Here is a 24,004-nt window from a genome sequence, read left to right as displayed (position 1 = left end):
GCAACCTTTACTCAAGACGGCAGTGCAACTGCACCAAGCTTGAGTGTTGCAAATAACACTTATACTGACCTTGCAGGTAACCCAGGTTCAGGTGCGAGTCTTGCAGGCCTTGTTCTGGTGCCAACAATTACTGCACATGACAATGTGGATAGTGTAGCTATAGACATTGTTCCATTAACGACAACGGGTATTAATGCTGGTTCTGCAACTTATCTAGCATTGATCGGTGTAACTGAGAATCTCAACGTATCGCTTTTAGGTACTCCGAGCGTGAGCTTCAATATTGCCGCTGGACATACTTCAGATGCAACGATTAGTTATGGAGCTTTACTCAGTTTATCTTTGCTTAACGACTATAAAATAGTCTTGCAAAAACAAGCACCGGATGGTTCGTGGCAGAATGTTGCAGGTGACGCGAGTACTGGATTAATTAACGTCGGAATACTCGGTGGTAATGGATTTGGTGCGACTATCACAGACTTAGCAAGTGGTTCTTATAGAGCATTTATGGTCTATACCGGTGTAGGTGTAGGATTGTTAGGTACAATGAGTGTGGTTCGCGATGATTATAATCACACAGTAGTGCCTACATATACTGCAGCAACAGTAAGCGGTAATGTGCTTACAGATGATGATTCTGCTATATATGGTCCTTCGTATACTCCAGATACAATCACTGGAACGACTGTAGTATCTACAGTAGTGGGTGAACAAGTAGGTGCGGTAACAACAACTATTGGTTCTTCTACCCCAGTAACTGGCGCTTACGGAACACTTACGATTTCTGCGAATGGTTCGTATAGCTATACACCGACTGCTAACCCTGCAAACATTGGCAAAGTAGATAGCTTTACTTACACAATTAAAGACCCAGCAACGGGTGCTACAAGTACAGCTGTATTACACATACAGATTGGATCACCTGATGTAAGTATTACTTGGAATACTGCAAGTCCTGGAACGGATGGTATTACCCAAGTTATTGCAAATGCAGATCAGGCTATTGCAACGGTTGACTTCAGTAACTCTACTGATACACCAGTAGATGTTCCAAGTCCGAATATATCGATCAGCTTACTTGGTTCGACTTCTGTTGTGTCTAATAGCTTCACTGTTGCTGCGGGAGACTTAGTCGATGTGCAGGTTGCTGCGACTTATGCTAACCAACCATTATTAAGTGCATTACCAACAGTAAGTTATGTTGTTCAGCAATTTGTTAGTGGAGCATGGGTTAACACAACTTATACTGGTTCAGCGACGGCACTTGCGAGTGTAGGTGGTATTAGCCTCGGAACGGTGGCATTCCAAGATGCTGTTGAGCATTTAAGCGCTGGTACATACCGTGTTCAATATACGTTGACTGCAGTAACACTTGGAACAACCACTTTGGATACCCAAGTAACGACTACTACAACGCACTTGAACAGTTACTCATCTGACTGGGTTCATGGCAATATTCTGCATGGCGACACAATTGGTGGAGTTGCGGACAGCGGTACATTTACTGCTGATGGTGTCAAACTTTATGTTCAAAATAGTGTTGGCACTTATGTTGAAGCTACCGGACAAGCCGTCACCACGACAAATGGCACACTTGTGATCAATTCGAATGGTGATTATGAATACCGTGCTAATACTTCATCATTAACATTGGCTAATCCAACCGATACGATTAACTATAAGTTAGTAGCAGCAAATGGTGCTGAGTCTTTCTCAACATTGACGGTTAATCTGACTACTTCTGATTACAATACCCATGTACTCAGTACATCAGCGAACGATACGTTCAATACTGATAATGGTACGATCGGTTTTGGTTCAGATACATTGATTTATCATGTATTAAATGGAAGTGCTGCAACTGCTAGTAATGGTGCAACTACAGGTGGTAATGGTGTAGATACTTGGACTAACTTCCATGTTGGTAATGTTGCTACAGATTCTCAGGCTGATTTGATTGATATCAGAGGCTTATTAGATGGAGCACAAACGTCTGCTAATATTGGTGAATATTTGAATGTTACTGTAAGTGGTGGTAATACAACTATTCAGATTGACCGTGATGGATTAACAGGAATTATACCTGTTAATAACTTTACTAATCTGTTGATTTTACAAGGTGTTACTACAAGTGAGGCAGAGTTACTTGCTAATGGTCAAATTATCTACTAATAGATAATTAACCAAATAAAAAAGAGAACCCTAGGGTTCTCTTTTTTTATGTTTAAACAATACGTTAACTTAGCTTTTAGAGAGTTCATGCTATGATGTATTGAAAATTTTATAGAACAACAAATAGCGAATAGGGATTTAATTCGAGTGTCGGTATTTTTAGACTTTAAAAGACAACTTAAGCTTTGGTTGGAACATTTCGTTCAGCATGTTCCAGATCATCCAGAAGAAACAATTTTGTTTATATCATTTGGTCCTAAAGATCAAAGATGTAGTGTGTGGCATACCGAAAAAACAGCTTTTTCACAAGCTACTATACAATTACTCGATTTTATTGATAGACAGTTTTCTCCAGATCAACTTCCAGACTATATAAAAATTGATGTTGCGTACAACTTAGAAAAACAAAGTTGGAGTCAAATAGAACAATTTGTTCATCATCAATTTCATAATAATCATTACCGCAGAGGAATCGCATTTGATGAAGCATGTTCAGTGGTTTTTCTGGAGCAAGAGATCTATGGAAAAGCAATTATTCGAGGTTTGAGTTATGACAAACCTAATTTTTTTGATGAAATCAATCTGAACTATGCAATTAAGCAAAAATATAACGCTACTAAACCACAAATTAGACTACAAAAGCTACAAGATGTTTGGACTTTCGATACCTATGCAACTTTTTATGAAAATGAACAATTCATTAATTTAGCAAGCCGTTATGATGCAAATGGTATTAGAGCTATTGCAATGAACGAGAAGCAGCATTTTAGAGAGCTTATTGAGAAAAATGCAGCGTTTTTGCACAGTCAGCTTCAAGAAAATGGCAAATTCATTTATGGTTATTTTCCTGCCTTCGATCGGGATATCCGCAGCTATAATACGGTACGTCATTGCACCTCACTTTATGCACTATTAGAAACGTTCGAAGTACAAGATAAACCTGAATATTTACCTAAAATAATGAGTGCCATGCAATATGCACTCTCTAACTTTTATAAAGAAAAAGACCCTACAACTGCTTTTATGATTGATGGTAAAGAAGGAGAGTTTGAAATTAAACTAGGTGCAAACGCAGCAGCTATTTTAATGTTAACGAAATATCAGGAAATTACCCAAAAGTCTGAATATTTAAAATATGCGGAAAAACTTGCAAATGGTATTTTAAAATTAGTTGATTCAGATGGATTAACTACCCATGTGTTAAATTATCCAGACTATGATTTAAAAGAAAAGTTTAGAATTATTTATTACGATGGCGAAGCAGCATTAGCTTTACTCAGGTTGTATCAAATAAATCACGATAAAAGATTATTAGAAACTGTTAAATTAATGTTTGAAAATTTTATTTATAAAAGATATGAAAAATATCATGATCACTGGTTAAGTTACTGTACCAATGAGCTTACAAAAATATGTCCTGAAGAAAAATATTTTATTTTTGGTTTAAATAATTATTTAAAACATTTTATTTTTATAAGAAATAGAAAGACAACGTATGCCACTTTATTAGAAATGCTCATGGCTGCTTATAAAATGGTAAATCGATTAAAAGAGCAAGGCCATCAAGAGCTTCTTGAACAAGCTTATATGTCAGAGCTAAAAAAACTCATTAAATTTCGGGCTGAATTCCAAACTACGGGTTTTTTCTATCCAGAAATGGCGATGTATATGGATCGTCCAGATAAAATATTACATGCTTTTTATGTGCGACATGATCGCTTTAGAGTAAGAATAGATGACCAAGAACATAACTTATCAGGCTATATAGCCTACGTAAAAGATTTCGAAGGAGAGGAGATATGACTTACTCTTTTTTTGAAATTAAGTTATTGGCGCCTCTAGATCATACTAACTTCGATAATGCGGTTTGGAAATTTGAAGTTGATGGAGATGTTTCAACTTTATTGCTTATTGATTATGCATTGGAGCAATTTCAACAAAAAAACATCGAAGCAAATAAGGCCTATGTTGTATCTGAGCAAAAGCCTAAGCAACTTGGTGAACAAAATTTAGGTTTAGAAAAAAATGAATCTTATATATTTGTCGAGCTCTTACAATTCTTAATTTTTACTCATGCAAATGATGTTAAAGATGCCTTAAGCAATATACTGTTTGATTCCGTTGAGCAAGCTCAATTGATCTTGTCTAAAAGGGCGGAAAACTACAAGTTAACTTTAAAAGCACCTAATCAATTAAAAAATCTATTTTTGTTGGCAAAAAATATTTATAGTTATCCAGCAGAGCTAAACAACCTTTTCTTTCTCAAAACACTTTCTTTTAAAAATAAAGTATATCAACCGATTATATCTTTAATTGCTCATCCAGTGCTAACCTCGGTTTTATATATCTCCCATCAATTTAGAAAAATTTATATCACTTATCTTGAGGATAACCAGAGCATTGGCTTTTTCTCTTTTTTAGATGACATTCACCGTCTCGAGCATTTGGTTCCTTATTATCACTGTTTCCAAGAAGAGCACGTAAAGGCGAAGAGTTGTACTTCACAGACTGGGATCATCAATATTCTTGGAGATACTTATTTCGGTGAAATGTATACCGAAAAGCGTAAGTCAAGAGGGCAAACAGATGCTCTACAACAATATGGATATCACTTTTCATTTAAAAAAATACAGCCATTTTTAGGTAAAAATGACATAAATATAGCTAACTTTGAAGCTGTCTTTTCTCTAGAAAACCAATCACTATTAAAAGATAAAAAGCCATTCATTCTAAAAGCCGATGCTAAAAAAACATTAGAAGAATTTAAAAGCATTCATCTAAATTATTTGGTGTTAGCAAATAATCATCTCAAAGATTATGGTGATGAAGGGCTTACCTATACATTACAACAATTGGACGAGGCTAATGTTTCCTATATTGGTGCTGGGCACAACCAAAAAGATGCTCACAATTATTTTGAAATAGTTTTTGAAAATAAGCACTATGCGATTTTTAATGGTTATTGGCATAGAGACACTGCTTATTTGGACTATGACTTTTATGCGCTAGGGTCAAGAAGTGGAGTCGCTTGTTTAAACGGTGTCTTACTGGAGCAAATAGTTTTTTATAAACAGGCTCATCCTAAACATAAAATTATTGTTATTTGTCATTGGGGAGTCGACTTTAAACCTCCTACAAAAGAGCAAATTAAACTTGCTGGTATTCTTACACAGGCTGGGGCTGACCTAATTATTGGTCATGGTGCTCATACTATTCAGCCAATTCAGATGATCAACAATAAGCCAGTGGTGTTGGGTATCGGCAATGCTGTATTTAATAGTGATGGAGAATATGAGCAGCATCATTCTTTGCCATTTGGCTGTATTGCCAGAATAGATCTAGCAAAGGACTTGCTTCGACTTTATCCAATTTATACGGATAACTTAAAAACTTTTTGGCAACCGTATCCAGTAGATTTTAATGACTTCTCAAAGGCCAGTACTTACATGACATTTTTACTGACCTCTGAGCGCTACATTACTACCCAAGATTACTTAGGACGGTATGTTGAGATCAAATTTTAAGGGTATTGCTGATAACTCGATAAAATCGTTTGAAGCTGTGATGGGGTAAAACCTAAGTTTCTTAGACCACCACTGCCCAATTTACACTCAGCACTGGCCATAATATTAGTCGGGGTAGTTTTTGTAGCATTAGGTGCACATACATGTTTTAAGCCGAAAGCATGGCCCATTTCATGAATGCTACCTGCTTGTATATTATAATTTAATCTATTCCAGTCTAATAAAATAAAAGGCTTTCCATTATTACGGAATGTTCGGCTTGTAACATCATTAAACTCTAACTTTTTTGAATAAGCATCGTATATAAAGACAATGACTTCTTTACTTACTGTACGCTTAGGAAAGCATGCATTCACGCTTGCAGGCATAGATCCTATAGAAATAGGGCGGGGTTGGTTTATTTCATTACCAAGTTGACAATGTAGTTTTGAAAATTTGTGATAAGAGATATAACGGTTTAACTTAAAGTTAAAAATTTTGTTTCCTTGGTCGTCTAAATAATATTTATTTAAAATACCAACTTCTTTTTGCATTTGTGCAAGATTATCAAAACGTGCAGCAGAAGGATTGTTGGTTGTAAAAACGAAAGTGACTGGAACTACAGGTCTATTATTAGCAGGTTCCTCTAATAAATCTGGCTTTTGTAAAGGAGAATGTGTTGTACAAGAAACACACAGAAGTGTCCCTATAATCATCAATAAGGTTTTTTTCATATTCATCACATTGTCTCTGCATATTATTCTAAAGTGATTTAAAGTAAATTTTTATATGATATGAACGGTGTCAATTTTTATGGATTCCATTTTGACAACTCAGTATGAACTACATCGACAAATTTTAGAAGTCATCGCTCTAATTCCATATGGAAAAGTAGCAACTTACGGACAAATAGCACGTATGGCGGGATTACCTAAACATGCCAGATTAGTGGGTTATGTTCTTAAACATCTTGAAGCAGATCATCAGGTGCCTTGGTACCGTGTTATTAATTCACAAGGTAAAATTAGCCTAAGCAGATTTAATGAAAAAGGTGAAAATGTTCAGCAGTTAAAGCTTGAAGATGAAGGAGTCTATTTGTTGAATGGCAAAGTGAACTTAAAGCAGTTCGCATGGCAACCTTAAAATTATTAAAGAGAACAAATACAAATGCAGCATTATAAATGGCAGAGTCTAGCCATATTACTATTAGGTTTAACAGTGCAATCGAGTTTTGCAGAGCAGGCTATTTCAGCCCAACCTTTTATAAATGTGAAAGCTTCATCACAAGAAATACACTCGATTTGTCAGCAGTTGAGTCATAAATGTAGCGATGAAGTTAAGCTGTGGAAACCCAAAAATACACAAGATCAGACTTATTATTTAATAGATGAGACTCCGCAAATTGCTCAAGTTAAAAAGCAGAATAACCAATACACAGTAATAAATGAGTGGAACTTTAAAAATTATGAGCATAGTAATAAAGAGCCACATTCTGATGATTTAGGTCCTGATGGACTCAAAATCTTTCCAGCACTGTATCCACTCAATAAAAATGAATATGCCATAGCAGTACTAAATACTTGGTTTACTGGTTACTCTGGAGGAGGACGTTTTGAAGAAAATGCTGATTTTATTGAGCTTAAGCCTAAAGGGAAGTATCAGGTTGCATTAAAAGATATTGCTTTTTCTTCGAATGAAATGATTCGGGCCTGTTTTTCAGAACAAGAGTATAAGAAGTCACCGCATTGCCATGATGAAAAATGGATGACATTAAATATTAGGTTTAAAGATATCGGTCAATCTTACTATTTATGGCAATTAAATTATAAAAATTATTCTTGGGATGCTTTTAAAAATAAAAAAACAATAACGGTTGAGCAATCAAGAGAAGACGTTATTCCTTTTAAAAAATAGGTGCCTATCTGGCTGAATTAAGCCAGATAGGTGTTTTTTTAGCGAACAATCAAAACAGGGATATGGCTTTCACCTAAAACTTTTTGTGCAACACTTCCTAATACAAGTTTTCGGACACCTGTACGGCCATGCGAACCCATAACGATGAGATCTGCATTGATATCTTGTGCAGCTTGAATAATTTCCTCATGAACCACAAAGCCTTCAAGTAATTTGGTTTCTACGGTAAGCCCTTCTTGTACAAATTGTTGTTTGGCTTGTTCTAAAATATCGAGCAAATAAGTTCTAGTGCGCTCAATCAATTCATTAGTTTGACCAGTCTTCACATAAAGATCCGCAATAATTGGATCAAGCACCATCACTTGTACGATAGTAATTTTACTATTTAATGCTTTTCCGAGCTTGATGGCTTCTTTCATAGCGACTGTAGAAGTTTCAGAACCATCAATTGGTACAAGAATATGCTGATATGACATGAGATTTTTCCTTATCATTTTATTTCAGTTAGTCTTAGATCTTTGTTTAAATAATAGCTATTTCCCTATATTAAACCGATTAAATACTTAAAAAAACCTAGTAGAACAATCTAAATTATTTGTTTTTAGTTCAATCATTCTAAATGCTATATTGGAGTAATAAATTTTACTTTTATCTAATTAATACAATGAGCGAATTACACCAACTTAATTGGAATAATACAAACTTAGTTAATATTGGAAATGCTTGGGAAGGAGACCTTTGGGGGCGAAAATATTTGGGAGAAAGATTAACTAACTATGTTGATCGGTTACAGTGTGGAGCTGTTCTCACTTTGGATGCACGTTGGGGAGAGGGAAAAACATGGTTTGTTAAACATTGGCAAAAACACCTTGAGCATACTGACCATAATGTAATTTATTTAGATGCTTTTGCTAATGATTACTTAGATGACCCTTTTTTAGTAATAACTTCAGAAATTACAAATATCTTAAGTAAAGACCAAAAAACTAAGAAAAATGTGGAAAATCTAATCAAATTGTCGGCATCTATTGGAACAGCTCTATTACCATCTTTGCCTAAAGTAGCACTTACTATAGGCTTACATTTAATTGGAGCTGGTTTTTTAGGTGGACTTTTACAGCAAGGTTATGAAAATGCAAAAGATGAAGTAGAAAGTCTAACTGAGGAAGCAAGTGATCGAATTAAGGAAAGCATTCAAGAAAAAATTGCAGGGCATGAAGCTGAAAAGAAAACACTAAATGATTTCAAAAAATATTTAACTGAGACAGTTAGTAAGTTGGATAAGCCATTAGTTTTTATAATAGATGAATTAGATCGCTGCCGTCCTGATTTTGCTATCCGTTTGATTGAACGAATTAAGCATTTTTTTGATACTCCAAAAATTGTTTTTGTTCTAGTAATGAATAAAACGCAATTACTTCAATCAATAAAAACTTTTTATGGATATGATTCGGAAATACAAGACGACTATTTAGAAAAGTTTGTAGATTTCACAATTCAGTTTCCATCTAATATTGCAGATTACTATTATGAAAATATAATTAAAGAACAATTATTTAGAGTCGGAGAATTAACAAGTTTAGATGAAGTGAATGAACTATATTTTTTTACTTTGGCCTTACAGCTTGAAAAAAAACTCAATGCGCGTGCATTTATAAGAAAAATTAATCAATTTGCATTGTTACGAACTGATAATCCTAATAAAAATTTGATTTTACTAAGCTATATGATGGGGGTGGAGCCATTTGCAAATCATCAAATTTATATAGAGAAAGTCATTAACAAATTAATTTCTTATCTATGTAAAGATAAGCGCGAATTTCTAAACAAACATCATCTGAGTGTAGGCATGCATGGTATTGAAAATATTTCAGATGCGGAGTGGTATAGAATTATTCTCGAATATGATTATCAAGTAAAGGGAACTATTATTGATAAATTAATTCAAGCATATGATCAAGCTAGACGTACTAATGATAGTTCGTCAAGAGAATATGCTTTAAGAAATTTTCTTAATGATTTAGCTATTTATAACATTGATCACTCAAATCGTTTTGAGAAAGATTGGAAATCATATATTAAAGAAGGATTATAATTTTTGAGTTTCTATATATTCATACAGACTAGATATATCATCAGTTTGCAAATATTCACGCATTTTTAAAACTTGTTTTTCATCTAAATCATAAAGTTTTAAAGCGAGTAGTTTCTCTATTTGCTCTGGCGGAAAACGGTATTTAATAACTTTTGCTGGAACTCCACCAACAATTGCATAGGGTGGAACGTCTTTTGTTACAACGGCTCCAGTTGCAATAACTGCACCTTCACCAATTTTTACGCCTTGCATAATCATTGCACGGCTTCCAATCCAACAACCATCTGCAATGATGGTGTGGCCAGCTGCTAGAAAACTACGAGTATCGAAGGGGAAAGTCGAAATCCAATCTGGTCTATGAAGCTGATTGCCACCCATCATAATCACGCATTCAGCACCAAAACATACAAAATTACCTATATAAAGCTGATCAATAGGTTTTTCTGGAGTAGAGGGTTTGTCATGTAAATAACGTACTACACAACGCTCAAAACCTTGATCCCAATAGGCTGAGTAGTAAGAATAATTACCCTTGATATGGATATTCGGATTTTTTACAGTTTTGGAAATAAACTCAAATTCACACCAATGACGGACTGGCGAGTTAATCAGAGGTGTATCCATAATTTCCTATCCAAATAAATGATTTAAAGCAATTAAAAACCCCTCATAAAGAGGGGCTTAAGAGTAGTATCTTAAAGATATTCTACGCTTACAACTTCGTATTCAACTTCACCTTGAGGAGTGATAATTTTTGCTTCATCACCTTCATTTTTGCCTAAAAGGCCACGAGCAATTGGTGAGTTCACTGAGATTTTATTAATTTTAAAATCAGCCTCATCATCGCCAACAATTTTATAAGTCTTGCGTTCTTCGGTATCAAGGTTTTCAATCGTTACCGTAACACCGAATACAACACGACCGTTTTGTTCTAAGTCTTTAACATCGATGACTTGTGCAGCACCCAATTTTCCTTCGATATCTTGGATACGGCCTTCGCAGAAACCTTGTTGCTCACGAGCAGCATGATATTCTGCATTTTCTTTTAAGTCCCCATGTTCACGTGCCTCAGCAATCGCTTGAGTAATACGCGGACGTTCAACAGATTTCAGATGTTGTAATTCTTTCTCTAAGGCACTTTTACCTTCAGGGGTCATTGGATAACGTTGCATTTCGGTCCCTCTTAAGTTGAGAAAACACAGTTAAAAAAATGAAAAAATCCCGCCACCGATAAGGTGGCGGGACTTATCGGAAAAAAATTAACCTACAGTTAAATCTTGCAAGCGGTATACATCCATTGGCAATTTCACAGCAAAGGCTTGGCAAACTGCTTCTGCGCCATTGATAGTCGTTGTGTAATACACTTTGCCTTGTAGGGCAGCACGACGAATCATTGCAGAGTCATATTGAGCTTGTTTGCCTTCAGTAGTGTTGACAATAAGGTGTATTTCGCCATTTTTCAAGCGGTCAACAATGTGTGGACGACCTTCAGTTACTTTATTTACAGGTTCACATTCCAAACCTGCTTCTTTAAGCACTTTATAAGTTCCACCTGTTGCTACCAGTTTGAAGCCGTATGCTACAAACTTTTTAGCGATATCCGCGATATATTTCTTATCAGATTCACGGACAGATAAGAAAGCAATCTTTTCTTCGCCTTCAGTTGGCAGGCCTGGTAAGCGGTCATTAGAACCTAAAACAGCTTTATAGAATGCTTCACCGAATGTCTTACCAACACCCATTACTTCACCTGTAGATTTCATCTCAGGTCCAAGCATAGGATCTACGCCTTGGAATTTAGCAAATGGGAAAACTGCTTCCTTCACAGAAAAGTGTGTTGGAATGATTTCTTTAGTAAAGCCTTGAGATTCAAGTGATTGACCCGCCATACAACGAGCAGCTACTTTTGCTAAAGATTCACCAATACATTTCGATACGAACGGCACAGTACGTGAAGCACGTGGGTTAACTTCAAGAACATAAATGTCATCGCCTTTAACTGCGAATTGAACGTTCATCAAGCCAACAACACCAAGTTCTTTTGCCATAGCCACTGTTTGACGACGCATTTCGTCCTGAATCTCTTGAGACAGAGAGTAAGGAGGAATAGAACACGCAGAGTCACCTGAGTGAATACCTGCTTGTTCGATGTGCTGCATGATACCGCCAATCACCACATCTTTACCGTCAGATACACAGTCAACGTCAACTTCAGTTGCATCGTCAAGGAAACGGTCAAGAAGAACAGGGGCTTCGTTAGAAGCTTGTACTGCTTCGCGAAGATAACGTTTAAGTTCATCTTCGTTATACACGATTTCCATTGCGCGACCACCCAATACATAAGATGGGCGAACAACTAACGGATAACCAACTTTCGCAGCTTCAGAGATACCTTCTTCAGCAGATTTTACAATGCTGTTGTTTGGTTGACGAAGCTGTAAACGTTGAATCATTTGTTGGAAACGTTCACGGTCTTCTGCACGGTCAATTGCATCTGGAGAAGTACCGATAATAGGAGTACCAGCTTCTTCTAAAGCACGTGCTAACTTAAGTGGAGTCTGACCACCGTATTGTACGATTACGCCTTTTGGCTTCTCAGTACGAACGATTTCAAGAACATCTTCAAGTGTTACAGGTTCGAAGTACAAACGATCTGATGTGTCGTAGTCGGTAGAAACAGTCTCAGGGTTACAATTCACCATGATTGTTTCATAACCGTCTTCACGCATAGCTAGAGCAGCGTGTACACAGCAGTAGTCAAATTCGATACCTTGACCAATACGGTTTGGACCACCACCAATTACCATGATCTTGTCACGATTTGATGGATTTGCTTCACATTCTTCATCGTAAGTTGAATACATATATGCTGTGCCAGATTCAAACTCGGCAGCACATGTATCAACACGTTTGTAAACTGGATAAACACCCAAGTTCCAACGTTGTTTACGGAATTGCTTTTGTGAAATGCCCATGAGGTGAGCAATACGAAGGTCCGATAAACCTTTACGCTTGAACGAACGGATGTTATCCGCGTTTAAGTCACCAAAACCTAAAGTTTTTACTTGAGCTTCTGTGTTGACGATATCTTGAATTTGAATCAAGAACCAACGGTCAATTTTAGTAGCTTCAAATACGTCATCTAAAGAGAAACCATGACGGAATGCATCTGCTACGTACCAAATACGCTCAGGACCCGGAACTTTAAGCTCTTTTAAAATCGTTTCTTTTACGTTTGTTGCACCAGCTTCGATTTTTTCATCAAAACCGCTTACACCAACCTCAAGACCACGTAATGCTTTTTGTACAGATTCTTGGAAGTTACGGCCAATTGCCATGACTTCACCAACAGACTTCATCTGAGTGGTAAGAACAGGTTCTGCTTGTGGGAACTTCTCAAAGTTAAAACGAGGAATCTTCGTTACAACATAGTCAATTGCTGGTTCAAAGCTCGCAGGAGTTACACCACCAGTGATGTCATTTTTCAATTCATCAAGAGTATAACCAACAGCTAGTTTCGCAGCGATTTTTGCAATTGGGAAACCAGTTGCTTTAGAAGCAAGAGCAGATGAACGAGATACACGAGGGTTCATCTCGATCACAACCATACGGCCGTCTTTCGGATTAATACCGAACTGAACGTTAGAACCACCGGTCTCAACACCAATTTCACGAAGAACTGCAACTGAAGCATTACGCATCAATTGATATTCTTTGTCAGTCAATGTTTGAGCTGGTGCTACAGTGATTGAGTCACCAGTGTGAACACCCATTGGGTCAAAGTTTTCGATCGCACATACGATAATACAGTTGTCGTTTTTGTCACGAACAACTTCCATTTCGTACTCTTTCCAGCCGATTAATGATTCATCAATCAATAATTGGTGAGTAGGAGAGAGGTCGAAACCACGTTCACAGATTTCAAGGAATTCTTCACGGTTATATGCAATACCACCGCCTGAACCACCCATTGTGAATGAAGGACGGATAATTACTGGGAAACCAAAGCGAGATTGGATTTCCAATGCTTCTTCCATGGTTTCAGCAATAGCAGCTTTTGGACATTCCAAACCGATTTTGCGCATAGCGATGTCGAAGAGTTTACGGTCTTCGGCTTTTTCAATCGCTTCTTTAGTTGCACCAATAAGTTCTACATTGTACTTCGCTAATACGCCATTTTCATCAAGTGCAAGTGCGCAGTTCAATGCGGTTTGTCCACCCATCGTAGGTAGGACTGCATCTGGACGCTCTTTTTCAATGATTTGAGCAACAGTTTGCCAAGTAATTGGCTCAATATATGTTGCATCAGCCATTGAAGGGTCAGTCATAATGGTCGCTGGGTTAGAGTTAACCAAAATAACACGGTAGCCTTCTTCACGAAGCGCTTTACATGCTTGAGCACCAGAGTAGTCAAACTCACAAGCCTGACCAATAACAATTGGACCAGCACCAATAATTAAGATGCTTTTAATATCCGTACGTTTAGGCATTATTCGCTCCGTAATTACTGTTTAGATGCTTCGATAAGTTCGATGAAATGATCGAACAATGGTGCACAATCATGTGGACCAGGGCTTGCTTCAGGGTGACCTTGGAAGCTGAAAGCTGGTTTGTCAGTACGGTGGATACCTTGTAAGGTGCCATCGAACAATGATTTATGCGTTGCTTTTAAGTTAGCCGGTAATGTTTCTGCATCTACAGCAAAACCATGGTTTTGAGATGTAATCATCACTGTACCATCTTCAAGATTTTGTACAGGGTGGTTTGCACCGTGGTGACCATGATTCATTTTTACAGTTTTTGCACCAGAAGCGAGTGCCAAGATTTGGTGTCCTAAACAGATACCAAATACAGGTAATGTTGTGGTTTCAACAATAGTGTTTACAGCTTCGATTGCATAGTCACAAGCAGCTGGGTCACCAGGACCGTTTGAAAGGAATACGCCATCTGGATTAAGTGCTAATACTTTTTCAGCCGGAGTTTCAGCAGGGACAACAGTAAGTTTGCAACCGCGGTCTGCAAGCATACGCAAGATGTTGGTTTTGACACCATAATCGTATGCAACCACATGGTATTTTAACTCAGGTTGTTTAAAGCCCTTACCTAATACCCATGAACCTTCAGACCATTCAAAACCCGTTGGATCACAGCACTCTTTAGCAAGGTCTAAACCATTTAGACCACCAAAAGCGCGAGCTTTAGCAATAGCTTCTTCTTCAGTAATATTTTCGCCAGCAAGGATGCAACCATTTTGTGCACCTTTGTCACGTAAAATACGAGTAAGTTTACGTGTATCAATATCAGCAATTGCAACAACATTGTACGCTTGTAAATATTCACCTAACGACTGCTCAGAACGGAAGTTACTGTGTAGTAGTGGAAGGTCACGAATAATTAAACCATTCGCCCATACTTTATGGATACGACCAGATTCAACGTCTTCTTCGTTGCAACCAGTGTTACCAATATGAGGGTAAGTTAATGTCACAATTTGTTGTGCATAACTTGGGTCAGTCAAAATTTCTTGATAGCCTGTCATGGCTGTGTTAAAAACGACTTCACCAGTCGTACTTCCCGTTGCGCCGATTGACGTTCCTTTAAAGATCGTTCCATCTGCGAGGGCTAAAATGGCGGGGATGCTCAAACCAAAGCTCCTGAATTTCGGCTGTAAAAAAGCGAGTAGACCTAAAAAAGATAGGCGATGTTCTAAAAAAACATGCCCCTCCTCATCGGTCTGCCCGCTTGTAACTTAACAGCGCATTATACGCATGGAACCCTAAAAAGTCTATTTGTTTTCTATTAAAAAATATAATTCCTTGCTTGCTTTTTGCAAAAATATTCATCCGCTTGTCTGAAATTGATACTTTTGGCAAATTGTCTAACAATCTGGCGGTTAAATTATGCTAATTCCACTTATTGTAATGTTAGAAAAAAATAAACAATATGAGGAAATAGTATGAGCAATCAAGTTTCAAAAGATATAGCTGAAAACGCTTCTAAAGTTGCAGATGTTGTTAAGGCTGAAGTAACTGAAGTGAAAGAAGCAGTTGCTAAAACAACGACCCGCGCTAAAAAAGCAGTGAGTGCTAAAGCGACGCAGGTAAAAGAAGTTGTAGCTGAAAAAACAGAACAGGTGAAAGAAGTCGCTCAAGAAGCAACTTCGCAAGTTAAAGAAGCTATAAATGAAACTCAAGAACAAGTAAAAGTTGTATTGAGTGAAACTGAAGAAAAAATTGAGACTGAGACTCAAGAGTTGAACCAAAACATTCAAAATCAGTTTACTCAGATTAAACAAGATATTTTACAACGTCTTGATGTTATTAAAGCTCAGTTCAATACGTCTCAAGAAGGATTAAATGAACTGAAAAATACATTAAAAGCTGAAATTAATGCATTAATTGAAGATTTAACAAAAGTCACCAAAGAACTCAAAGGTGACATTAGCCAAATCTCTTTGAAGCACAAAGATTCTTTAAGTGAGAGTTTGAAACGCACTAAAAATAATGCGGTTGAAGCATGGAACAAAGCAAGAGATAACTAAGTTTAGCTTCATAAAATTAATAAAAAAGCGAGAATCAATTTCTCGCTTTTTTATTTTTAAAACTGATGTAGCCAATCACGTTTATTGTGAAAATCAGCATTTTGTCCACTATGCTGCATTGCATAGTACTGCATACCATCTTTAGTCTTTAAAACAGCGGTTAAACCTAAATAAAGGTTTGCCCATTTTAAATGCTGCTGCTGCATAAACTGACCTAAATCAAGACTTACATTTAAGCCGTAGTGAGTACGCTTGAGATGATTAAGCTCGATATCGTAAGCAACGAGGGGAGGCATGCTTTCCGGATAGCGATATTCTTCAAACTGGTAAGTTTGCCATGCTTGAGAAGGAGAAAGATTAATTTCCCGATAGAAATCTTCACCATGCACGCCAATAAAAATCTCAAAACAAGTCTCTTCCCACAAAAAATCTTGACGGGGATGAGCTGCAACTTCTTGAGGCCAGATAATAAGTTGGTTTGGATCACGAATCCAAAAACCCACATTTAATGTATGTGGGGTTTGCTGTTCAATTGCGCCAACAACAGAAACAGCATGAAAACGATCAAAAGCTGAAAGTTCGTAACTTGCCATAAAGTAGTCAATAAATTAGTTTGCTAAGTGAGCGTGACGAACAAGATTAGATAAGTGTTGGTTCTGTTTAGCTGCTTTTTTGTAAAGTAAAACAATTTTACCAATTTTTTGCACAGCTTCAGCACCAGTTGCTTCAACAATTGCATCGATTACAGCAGCACGAGCTTCACGATCTTCGCCAGCAACTTTTACTTTGATGAGTTCATGATCATTCAAAGCACGAAGAGTTTCTTCGATTACAGCATCTGTTAAGCCTTGTCCACCAATCATGACAACCGGATTAAGCACATGACCAATTTGACGTAAACGTTTACGTTCATGAATAGATAAAGCGGCCATTAAAAATACCTGATTTTAAAAACGACTTAGTATAGCAAAAAACTTAAAATCAAATGTACGAAAAACTGTATAAATAATCGATCAACATTATTGGAAAAAAACTGTAAAAGTTATTGAGATTACGTTACATCCGTACTGTAATGAGAGTAATTTTCACGTACAATGAGCAATCAGAAGTTTTTTTGATATTTAGTGAGTTATGGCAACACGCATTACAAACCAAAAATTGTCTAAAAGTAGTCGTGCGTGGATGAGGGAACATCTAGACGATCCTTTTGTAAAAAAAGCACAAAAGGAAGGATATCGTGCACGAGCAGCATATAAACTTCTTGAAATTCAAGAAAAATATAAGTTGATCAAGCCAGGCATGACAGTGGTTGATTTGGGAGCGGCTCCTGGGAGTTGGTCGCAAATTGCTGGGAAACTTGTTGGTAGCAAGGGGTTGGTTATTGCTTCCGATATTTTACCTATGGATGCTTTGCCGGATGTCACTTTCTTACAAGGCGACTTCAGAGAAGAAGCAGTATTTGAAAAATTGTTAAATATTTTAAATGGAAGACAAGTAGACATTGTAATTTCTGATATGGCCCCCAATACATCAGGTAATAGGGCTGTTGATCAACCTCGACAGATTTACTTGTGTGAACTTGCTTTAGACTTTGCTCAAAAAGTCTTGGGTCCAAATGGGCAATTTGTTGTTAAAGTGTTCCAAGGCGCAGGATTTGATGAGTTTCGTAAACAAGTCGTTGATAGTTTTGATGTGTTGAAAACAGCAAAACCGGCAGCTTCTCGGGCACGATCTAAAGAAGTTTTTTTGGTTGGACAAGGGCGTAAGAAAGCATTGCAATAAAGTTTACTTGCCAAGCTCCTAAAAATTGTGCATTTTGTATCTTTTAGGTTATCCGCAAGCAAGACAATTGCTGTTTTTAAGAAGATCGGCCAAGATTAGGCATGATCAAATTAGATCGATATGGGAATAAAGCTTTGAGCGATTACTTCAAGAATGCCGTATTGTGGCTAATAATACTGGGTGTTCTGATTTTAATTTTCAGTAATATCAGTGACCGCAATAAGCCTTCTGCAATGAAATATTCAGATTTTGTTGCAGCGGTGAATGCTGGCCAAATTAAGCAAGTCACGATTGACGGTTTAAATATTAGTGGTGAAAAAACTAACGGATCTCAGTTTGAAACTGTTCGTCCGCAAGTTGAAGACACTGAACTTATGCCAAGCTTAAACAAGCAAAATGTTGTTGTAGAGGGCACAGCACCACAACGTCAAGGCATTTTGATGCAACTTCTCATTGCTAGTTTCCCTGTACTGTTAATCATTCTGTTATTCATGTTCTTTATGCGTAACATGGGTGGTGGTGCAGGCGGTAAAAATGGTCCGATGAGTTTTGGTAAGTCAAAAGCAAAAATGCTTTCTGAAGACCAGATTAAAGTGACTTTTGCTGACGTTGCTGGTTGTGATGAAGCGAAACAAGAAGTTGTAGAAATTGTAGATTTCTTAAAAGATCCTGCAAAGTTCAAACGCTTGGGAGCTACAATTCCACGTGGCGTACTTATGGTTGGTCCTCCAGGTACTGGTAAAACGTTATTAGCTAAAGCAATTGCTGGTGAAGCAAAAGTTCCATTCTTCAGCATTTCTGGTTCTGACTTTGTTGAGATGTTCGTGGGTGTGGGTGCGTCCCGTGTCCGTGACATGTTTGAACAAGCAAAACGTCATGCACCATGTATCATCTTTATTGATGAGATTGATGCAGTAGGTCGTCACCGTGGTTCAGGTACTGGCGGTGGGCATGATGAACGCGAACAAACCTTAAACCAAATGCTCGTAGAGATGGATGGTTTTGAAGGTAATGAAGGCGTAATCGTTATTGCTGCAACTAACCGTGTTGATGTGTTGGATAAAGCATTGTTACGTCCAGGCCGTTTCGACCGTCAAGTTATGGTCGGTCTACCGGACATCCGTGGTCGTGAGCAAATCCTAAATGTACATTTGAAAAAGTTACCTTCGGTGACTGGTGTGGATGTTAAAGTCTTATCACGTGGTACACCTGGTTTCTCTGGTGCTCAGTTGGCAAACCTTGTAAACGAAGCTGCTTTGTTTGCTGCTCGCCGTAATAAGAACACTGTCGATATGCATGACTTTGAAGATGCAAAAGATAAGATCTATATGGGACCAGAACGCAAATCAATGGTTCTGCGTGAAGAAGAGCGCCGTGCAACTGCTTATCATGAAGCTGGCCATGCAATTGTTGCTGAGATTTTACCGGGTACTGACCCTGTGCATAAGGTTACAATTATGCCGCGTGGTTGGGCTTTAGGTGTAACTTGGCAGTTACCTGAACAAGATCAGATTAGCCACTATAAAGACAAAATGTTAAATGAAATTGCAATTTTGTTTGGTGGCCGTATTGCTGAAGAAGTCTTTATTCAGCAGCAATCGACGGGTGCTTCAAATGACTTTGAGCGTGCTACGAAAATGGCTCGTGCGATGGTTACGAAGTACGGTATGTCTGACAAAATGGGTGTTATGGTTTACGAAGATGAAAATCAAAATGGATTCTTCGGTAACGTAGGTAGCCGCACAATTTCTGAAGCAACTCAACAACAGGTTGATCAGGAAGTACGCCGTATTTTAGATGAACAATATAAAGTTGCTCGTGATATCTTGGAAAATAATAAAGATATCGCACATGCTATGGTTAAAGCGTTGATGGAATGGGAAACTATTGATCGTGAGCAAATCCGTGACATCATGGAAGGTCGCGACCCTCAACCACCTAAAGTTTATATTGCTGAAAATCCGGTATCGGCATTTGAACCACCTAAAGATGGTCCATCTACTCCACCGCCATTACCAGCGATGAATTAAATTAATTAATAAAAAAGCCACATTCATGTGGCTTTTTTATTTGTCTTAAATTCGGCTAAAGCTGAAAAGAAATCAACAGCATGTAAAGTATAGACTTGCTAAAATATCACCTGATTTTGAACCGGAGCTTTTTATGCAGTTAATATCTTTACCCAAGCAGATTTTACAGTGTGGACAGCTTCAACTAGATTTATCTCAGCCACATGTTATGGGTATTTTAAATGTTACCCCGGATTCTTTTAGCGATGGTGGTAAACATAACCAATTAGATCAAGCGGTTGAGCATGCGCTTAGTATGATTGAACAAGGCGCGACTATTATTGATATTGGGGGGGAGTCTACTCGACCTGGTGCTTCAGAAGTGGCGATTGAAGAAGAAATACGCCGTGTGGTACCTGTAGTTGAAGTTTTATCTCGGCATAATGTTATTTTATCAATCGACACGAGCCAGCCAGAGGTGATTCGTGCAGCAAAAGCAGCAGGGGCGCATATTTGGAATGATGTACGCGCTCTAACACGCCCTAATGCATTGAAGACCGCAGCAGAGTTAGATATACCTGTAGTCATTATGCATATGCGTGGTGAGCCAACCACAATGAATCAGTTAGATCAATATAGTGATGTAACGTTAGATGTGATGCAGGAGCTGCAACAGCGCATTGATGATGCTCTAGCTGCTGGAATTCAACAGCATAATATTATTATTGATCCTGGATTCGGTTTTGCAAAAAATGCACAGCAGAATTTAAAATTATTAAAAGAATTTTGGAAACTTAATGAGCTAGGTTATCCAATTTTATCAGGTCTTTCTCGTAAACGCTTTATAGGTGAGGCTTTGAAAGGTGCAGCTGCTGATCAGCGTGCTGTAGGAAGCGTTACTGGGCATTTGTTAAGTATTCAGCAAGGAGCGTCGATTGTAAGAGCACATGATGTGAAAGCGATGCATGAGGCTGTTTTAGTTTGGCAAGCCATGCAGCAGGCATAAAGTGTATTCTTATTGAATTAGATGTCTGTGTATCACATAAAGGTGGATGAGGAGTCGGGTAAAAATCTCGTGATTTTTGCGAAAATATGTTATAAGCGGCAAGTTTTTGCTGTTGTGTAATCTTTTGTATGTTCGAAGACCTACTTCTCCCAATGTTTGATGATGAATATTATCCAGATATTTTGGTCGCTGAACTTAAGCAGCTTATTGAACAATTTGCTAAAAAAGTTCAGAAGCCTGCTTTAGCTGATCAAGATGTTTATCGATATGCTCATCAGACTGTAAATGAAATTAATGAAATGAAACCACAGTTTGAAGATCTGGATTCATCGCTTGATGATAGTGCTGCCGATTACATTGCTGAGGCAATGATGATGGTAGTTCAAGATGCAGGATTTTTAGATCTTGAAATGGAAGAGCTGGTTATGAATCGAGAGTGGTAATTACTCTCGATTCTCAAAATTTTCAATCGTATCTAATAAATGACATGATGCTTTTAAATGTACCTTATCTATTTTTTTAATTTCTAAAATTAAATGTCCATTTTGCTGCTCATTCACATCTGCTAATACGCTTATCCAATAGGTTGTCTTTTTATGTTGTAATGCTTTTAATTGAGTAATTACATCTTGAGATGTTTTGATTAGGTAGTCATCCTGAGTTAGAGAGCATCGTATAAAGTGCCAATCATTATTTTTAAATAAGATTGTGCCGTTAAATATATCTTCAGCATCTGTAATCGATATAAAAAGTAGGGTGGAAATAAATATGATTGTTTTTATCATAATTTTTATTTTCATCAGACATAAAAAAACCAGCTTACGCTGGATTCTTTCTAACACCAAATTCAATAGTTGAAAATGGTGCCCGGGGCCGGACTCGAACCGGCACGCTTTGTGGGCGGGGGATTTTAAATCCCCTGTGTCTACCTATTTCACCACCCGGGCATGTGCGCAATAATAGAGGACAAGTGCGCGATTGGCAAGAGAAAAACAGAGAGTTTGCTTTATTTTCAATCAGTTCTTGTCGGTATTTATATAAATTAACCAGTTTGTGTCATGATTTGTTCATCAAACTGAGATCAGATGTTCATCTTATGTACTTAAGTTTAAAGCACTCATTGCTTAAAACTTAGAGAATTTTATGTCAGAGAAAATTTCACGCCGAGAATTAATTCAAAAAAGTCTACTCGGTTTTGGGGCTTTATCTATGCCTGTTGCTTTTACTGGTTGTAATGATGGTTCAGAAGATGAAAGTCCTCAAGTACAAGCAGATTTTCTTCATGGTGTTGCAAGTGGAGACCCCTTACAGGATAAAGTCATCTTATGGACACGGCTGACACCTGCAGACTTCGGGGTGCGCTTAAAAGTTGTGTGGGAAATTTCAACCGATAATCAGTTTAAACAAAATTTAAAGACGGGGATGGTTGAAATAAGCAAAACTGATGACTTTACAGTGAAAGTTGATGCAGCTGGTTTACAAGCAGATACAGTGTACTACTACCGTTTTAAGTTTGGTAGTAAGGTTTCACCAGTAGGGCAGACGAAAACATTACCAACATCGACCAATAAAGTAAGCTTTGCAGTATGTTCTTGCTCTAACTATCCTGCGGGTTACTTTTATGTTTATCGTGAAATGGCAAAACAAAACGTTGATGTCATTATTCATTTAGGTGACTATATTTATGAGTATGGGGCAGATGGTTATGCGACAGAGGATGCTGCAAAGCTAGGTCGTACGCTACCTGCTGACAATAATAAAGAAATTATTAAATTAGATGATTATCGCAAACGCTATGCACTTTATCGTCAGGATAAAGATTTACAAGCAGCTCATCAACGCCATCCTTTTATTGTAATTTGGGATGATCACGAGTTAGCGAACGATGCTTGGCGTGATGGTGCGGAAAACCATCAAAGTAACGAAGGGTCTTTCTCAGATCGTAAATTAGCTGCTCTACAAGCTTATTTTGAATGGATGCCGATTCGTCCAGTTTCTAGTTCTGACCATTTAAATATTTATCGCCAGTTTAACTTTGGCTCTCTTGTCCAACTCACTATGCTAGATACACGCATTATTGCGCGTGACAAGCAACTTGAATATGCGGACTATATGACTGCCTCTGGCTTAGATATTGTAAAATTTCAAGCAGATTTAACAAATCCGGCGCGTACTTTAATGGGGTATACGCAAAGAGATTGGTTAGTAGATAAATTAAAGCAATCTACAGCAACATGGAATGTGGTGGGGCAGCAAGTCTTAATGAGTAAAATGTGGATTCCAGCCGAATTGCTGGCATCTTTAGGGCAGATTACTTCAGGAGGAACTTCATCTGAAGCACTTGCTAAGATGAACGCACAAATTACTGAGTTGGTCACTTTAAAACTTCGTTTACAACAAAATGATCCAACATTAACAGCCCAAGAAAAAGCAAGGATTATGACGGTGGCACCATACAATTTAGATGCTTGGGATGGTTACTATGCTGAGCGAGAGTTTGTATACGATAAATTGGCAGAGTTTAATAAAAAGATGATTGTGCTTGCGGGAGATACACACAATGCATGGGCATCTTATTTATATAGCCAAAAAGGAAAATATGTAGGTGTTGAACTGGCGACGAGCTCTGTATCGTCTCCTGGCTTAGAAAAATATTTAAGTATTCCATTGGCACAGTTACAGCAGTTTGAGTTTGCGTTTACTACATTGATTGATGAATTGGTCTATTGTAATTTAAATCAACGCGGATACTTGCTCGTTACTCTCGATCAGGCACAAGTTCATTCAGAGTGGGTATTTTTAGATTCAATTAAGAATGCTGAATATCAAGTGGATTCAAGCAGGCAAAATGATATTGTATTGGATCTGAATTTGACGCCTTTAAAGCAAGATCAGAAGACTGCTTAAAGCATGAAAGAATAGGGGGTTGCATATGTAGCCCTTTTTTTAGATATAAAAAAACCAGCTTACGCTGGATTCTTT

General features: G+C 37.6%; 21 protein-coding genes and 1 tRNA gene. 12 read left to right on the top strand and 10 right to left on the bottom strand.

The features are described 5' to 3' along the window. From B554_RS0100525 to B554_RS0100515, 3 genes are all read left to right on the top strand, one after another. A partial coding sequence (locus tag B554_RS0100525; protein WP_019456579.1) for a beta strand repeat-containing protein occupies positions 1-2,172 on the top strand: 2,172 nt, incomplete at its 5' end. A gap of 147 nt (positions 2,173-2,319) precedes the next feature. Continuing rightward, on the top strand, positions 2,320-3,975 hold the full coding sequence (locus tag B554_RS0100520; RefSeq protein ID WP_019456578.1) for a poly alpha-glucosyltransferase: 1,656 nt from the start codon (positions 2,320-2,322) through the stop codon (positions 3,973-3,975). Next, positions 3,972-5,696: a CapA family protein gene (locus B554_RS0100515; protein WP_019456577.1), complete on the top strand. Its 1,725-nt coding sequence runs from the start codon at positions 3,972-3,974 to the stop codon at positions 5,694-5,696. The genes B554_RS0100520 and B554_RS0100515 overlap by 4 nt, the downstream gene beginning before the upstream one ends. On the opposite strand, the gene B554_RS0100510 is transcribed toward B554_RS0100515, so the two are convergent. Further along, a complete protein-coding gene (locus tag B554_RS0100510; protein WP_019456576.1) occupies positions 5,693-6,409 on the bottom strand; it encodes a metalloprotease in 717 nt (238 codons plus the stop codon). The genes B554_RS0100515 and B554_RS0100510 overlap by 4 nt on opposite strands. A gap of 79 nt (positions 6,410-6,488) precedes the next feature. Between B554_RS0100510 and B554_RS0100505 the strand changes: the two genes are divergently transcribed. Both B554_RS0100505 and B554_RS0100500 read left to right on the top strand, forming a co-directional pair. After that, on the top strand, positions 6,489-6,818 hold the full coding sequence (locus B554_RS0100505) for an MGMT family protein (RefSeq protein ID WP_029767333.1): 330 nt from the start codon (positions 6,489-6,491) through the stop codon (positions 6,816-6,818). 24 nt (positions 6,819-6,842) lie between these two features. After that, complete coding sequence (locus B554_RS0100500; protein WP_019456574.1) at positions 6,843-7,589, top strand: hypothetical protein; 747 nt, start codon at positions 6,843-6,845, stop codon at positions 7,587-7,589. Positions 7,590-7,627: 38 nt separating this feature from the next. Here B554_RS0100500 and B554_RS0100495 read toward each other — a convergent pair whose 3' ends face one another. Then, positions 7,628-8,065: a universal stress protein gene (locus B554_RS0100495; protein ID WP_019456573.1), complete on the bottom strand. Its 438-nt coding sequence runs from the start codon at positions 8,063-8,065 to the stop codon at positions 7,628-7,630. A gap of 188 nt (positions 8,066-8,253) precedes the next feature. On the opposite strand from B554_RS0100495, the gene B554_RS0100490 reads away from it, so the two are divergent. Further along, a complete protein-coding gene (locus B554_RS0100490) occupies positions 8,254-9,684 on the top strand; it encodes a P-loop NTPase fold protein (RefSeq protein ID WP_019456572.1) in 1,431 nt (476 codons plus the stop codon). Here the strand turns inward: B554_RS0100490 and B554_RS0100485 are convergent. The 4 genes from B554_RS0100485 to carA all read right to left on the bottom strand — a co-directional run bounded on the left by B554_RS0100485 (position 9,679) and on the right by carA (position 15,328). Then, positions 9,679-10,308, bottom strand: coding sequence for a CatB-related O-acetyltransferase (locus tag B554_RS0100485; RefSeq protein WP_019456571.1), 630 nt, complete (start codon positions 10,306-10,308; stop codon positions 9,679-9,681). The two genes, B554_RS0100490 and B554_RS0100485, sit on opposite strands and share 6 nt — an antisense overlap. A 71-nt stretch (positions 10,309-10,379) precedes the next feature. Continuing rightward, positions 10,380-10,856, bottom strand: a complete 477-nt coding sequence (gene greA / locus B554_RS0100480) for a transcription elongation factor GreA (RefSeq protein ID WP_004699621.1) — start codon at positions 10,854-10,856, stop codon at positions 10,380-10,382. An 87-nt stretch (positions 10,857-10,943) separates the two neighbouring features. Continuing rightward, entirely contained in the window at positions 10,944-14,174 is a 3,231-nt protein-coding gene (carB, locus tag B554_RS0100475) for a carbamoyl-phosphate synthase large subunit (RefSeq protein WP_019456570.1), read from the bottom strand. A gap of 14 nt (positions 14,175-14,188) precedes the next feature. Then, on the bottom strand, positions 14,189-15,328 hold the full coding sequence (carA, locus tag B554_RS0100470; RefSeq protein WP_019456569.1) for a glutamine-hydrolyzing carbamoyl-phosphate synthase small subunit: 1,140 nt from the start codon (positions 15,326-15,328) through the stop codon (positions 14,189-14,191). A gap of 312 nt (positions 15,329-15,640) precedes the next feature. Between carA and B554_RS0100465 the strand changes: the two genes are divergently transcribed. Next, complete coding sequence (locus B554_RS0100465; RefSeq protein ID WP_019456568.1) at positions 15,641-16,225, top strand: hypothetical protein; 585 nt, start codon at positions 15,641-15,643, stop codon at positions 16,223-16,225. A gap of 56 nt (positions 16,226-16,281) precedes the next feature. Here B554_RS0100465 and B554_RS0100460 read toward each other — a convergent pair whose 3' ends face one another. Then, a complete protein-coding gene (locus tag B554_RS0100460; RefSeq protein WP_019456567.1) occupies positions 16,282-16,818 on the bottom strand; it encodes a DOMON-like domain-containing protein in 537 nt (178 codons plus the stop codon). 15 nt (positions 16,819-16,833) lie between these two features. Further along, positions 16,834-17,157 carry a ribosome assembly RNA-binding protein YhbY gene (yhbY, locus tag B554_RS0100455; RefSeq protein WP_004699631.1) on the bottom strand — a complete coding sequence of 108 codons (324 nt, stop codon included), beginning with the start codon at positions 17,155-17,157 and terminating at the stop codon, positions 16,834-16,836. A 199-nt stretch (positions 17,158-17,356) separates the two neighbouring features. Here yhbY and rlmE point away from each other — a divergent pair, with 199 nt between their 5' ends. The 4 genes from rlmE (at position 17,357) to B554_RS0100435 (ending at position 21,465) form a co-directional block, all read left to right on the top strand. Next, on the top strand, positions 17,357-18,007 hold the full coding sequence (rlmE, locus tag B554_RS0100450; RefSeq protein ID WP_000235573.1) for a 23S rRNA (uridine(2552)-2'-O)-methyltransferase RlmE: 651 nt from the start codon (positions 17,357-17,359) through the stop codon (positions 18,005-18,007). Between the two features lie 134 nt (positions 18,008-18,141). Continuing rightward, positions 18,142-20,037, top strand: coding sequence for an ATP-dependent zinc metalloprotease FtsH (gene ftsH, locus B554_RS0100445; RefSeq protein ID WP_025465034.1), 1,896 nt, complete (start codon positions 18,142-18,144; stop codon positions 20,035-20,037). Positions 20,038-20,170: 133 nt separating this feature from the next. Continuing rightward, positions 20,171-21,022 (top strand): dihydropteroate synthase, encoded by an 852-nt coding sequence (gene folP, locus B554_RS0100440; protein WP_019456565.1) that lies wholly within the window; start codon positions 20,171-20,173, stop codon positions 21,020-21,022. A 128-nt stretch (positions 21,023-21,150) separates the two neighbouring features. Next, a complete protein-coding gene (locus tag B554_RS0100435) occupies positions 21,151-21,465 on the top strand; it encodes a DUF5713 family protein (protein WP_004699637.1) in 315 nt (104 codons plus the stop codon). On the opposite strand, the gene B554_RS0100430 is transcribed toward B554_RS0100435, so the two are convergent. Next, positions 21,466-21,807, bottom strand: a complete 342-nt coding sequence (locus B554_RS0100430; protein WP_031944910.1) for a hypothetical protein — start codon at positions 21,805-21,807, stop codon at positions 21,466-21,468. It lies immediately after the preceding gene. A 76-nt stretch (positions 21,808-21,883) separates the two neighbouring features. After that, positions 21,884-21,969 (bottom strand) — tRNA-Leu (locus tag B554_RS0100425). Positions 21,970-22,165: 196 nt separating this feature from the next. Here B554_RS0100425 and B554_RS0100420 point away from each other — a divergent pair. After that, a complete protein-coding gene (locus B554_RS0100420; RefSeq protein WP_019456563.1) occupies positions 22,166-23,929 on the top strand; it encodes an alkaline phosphatase D family protein in 1,764 nt (587 codons plus the stop codon). The last annotated feature ends 75 nt before the right edge of the window (positions 23,930-24,004 follow it).

The organism is Acinetobacter sp. GG2 (assembly GCF_000292385.1).
GTDB lineage: Bacteria > Pseudomonadota > Gammaproteobacteria > Pseudomonadales > Moraxellaceae > Acinetobacter > Acinetobacter seifertii.
This window is presented reverse-complemented; position numbering and strand designations above follow the sequence as displayed.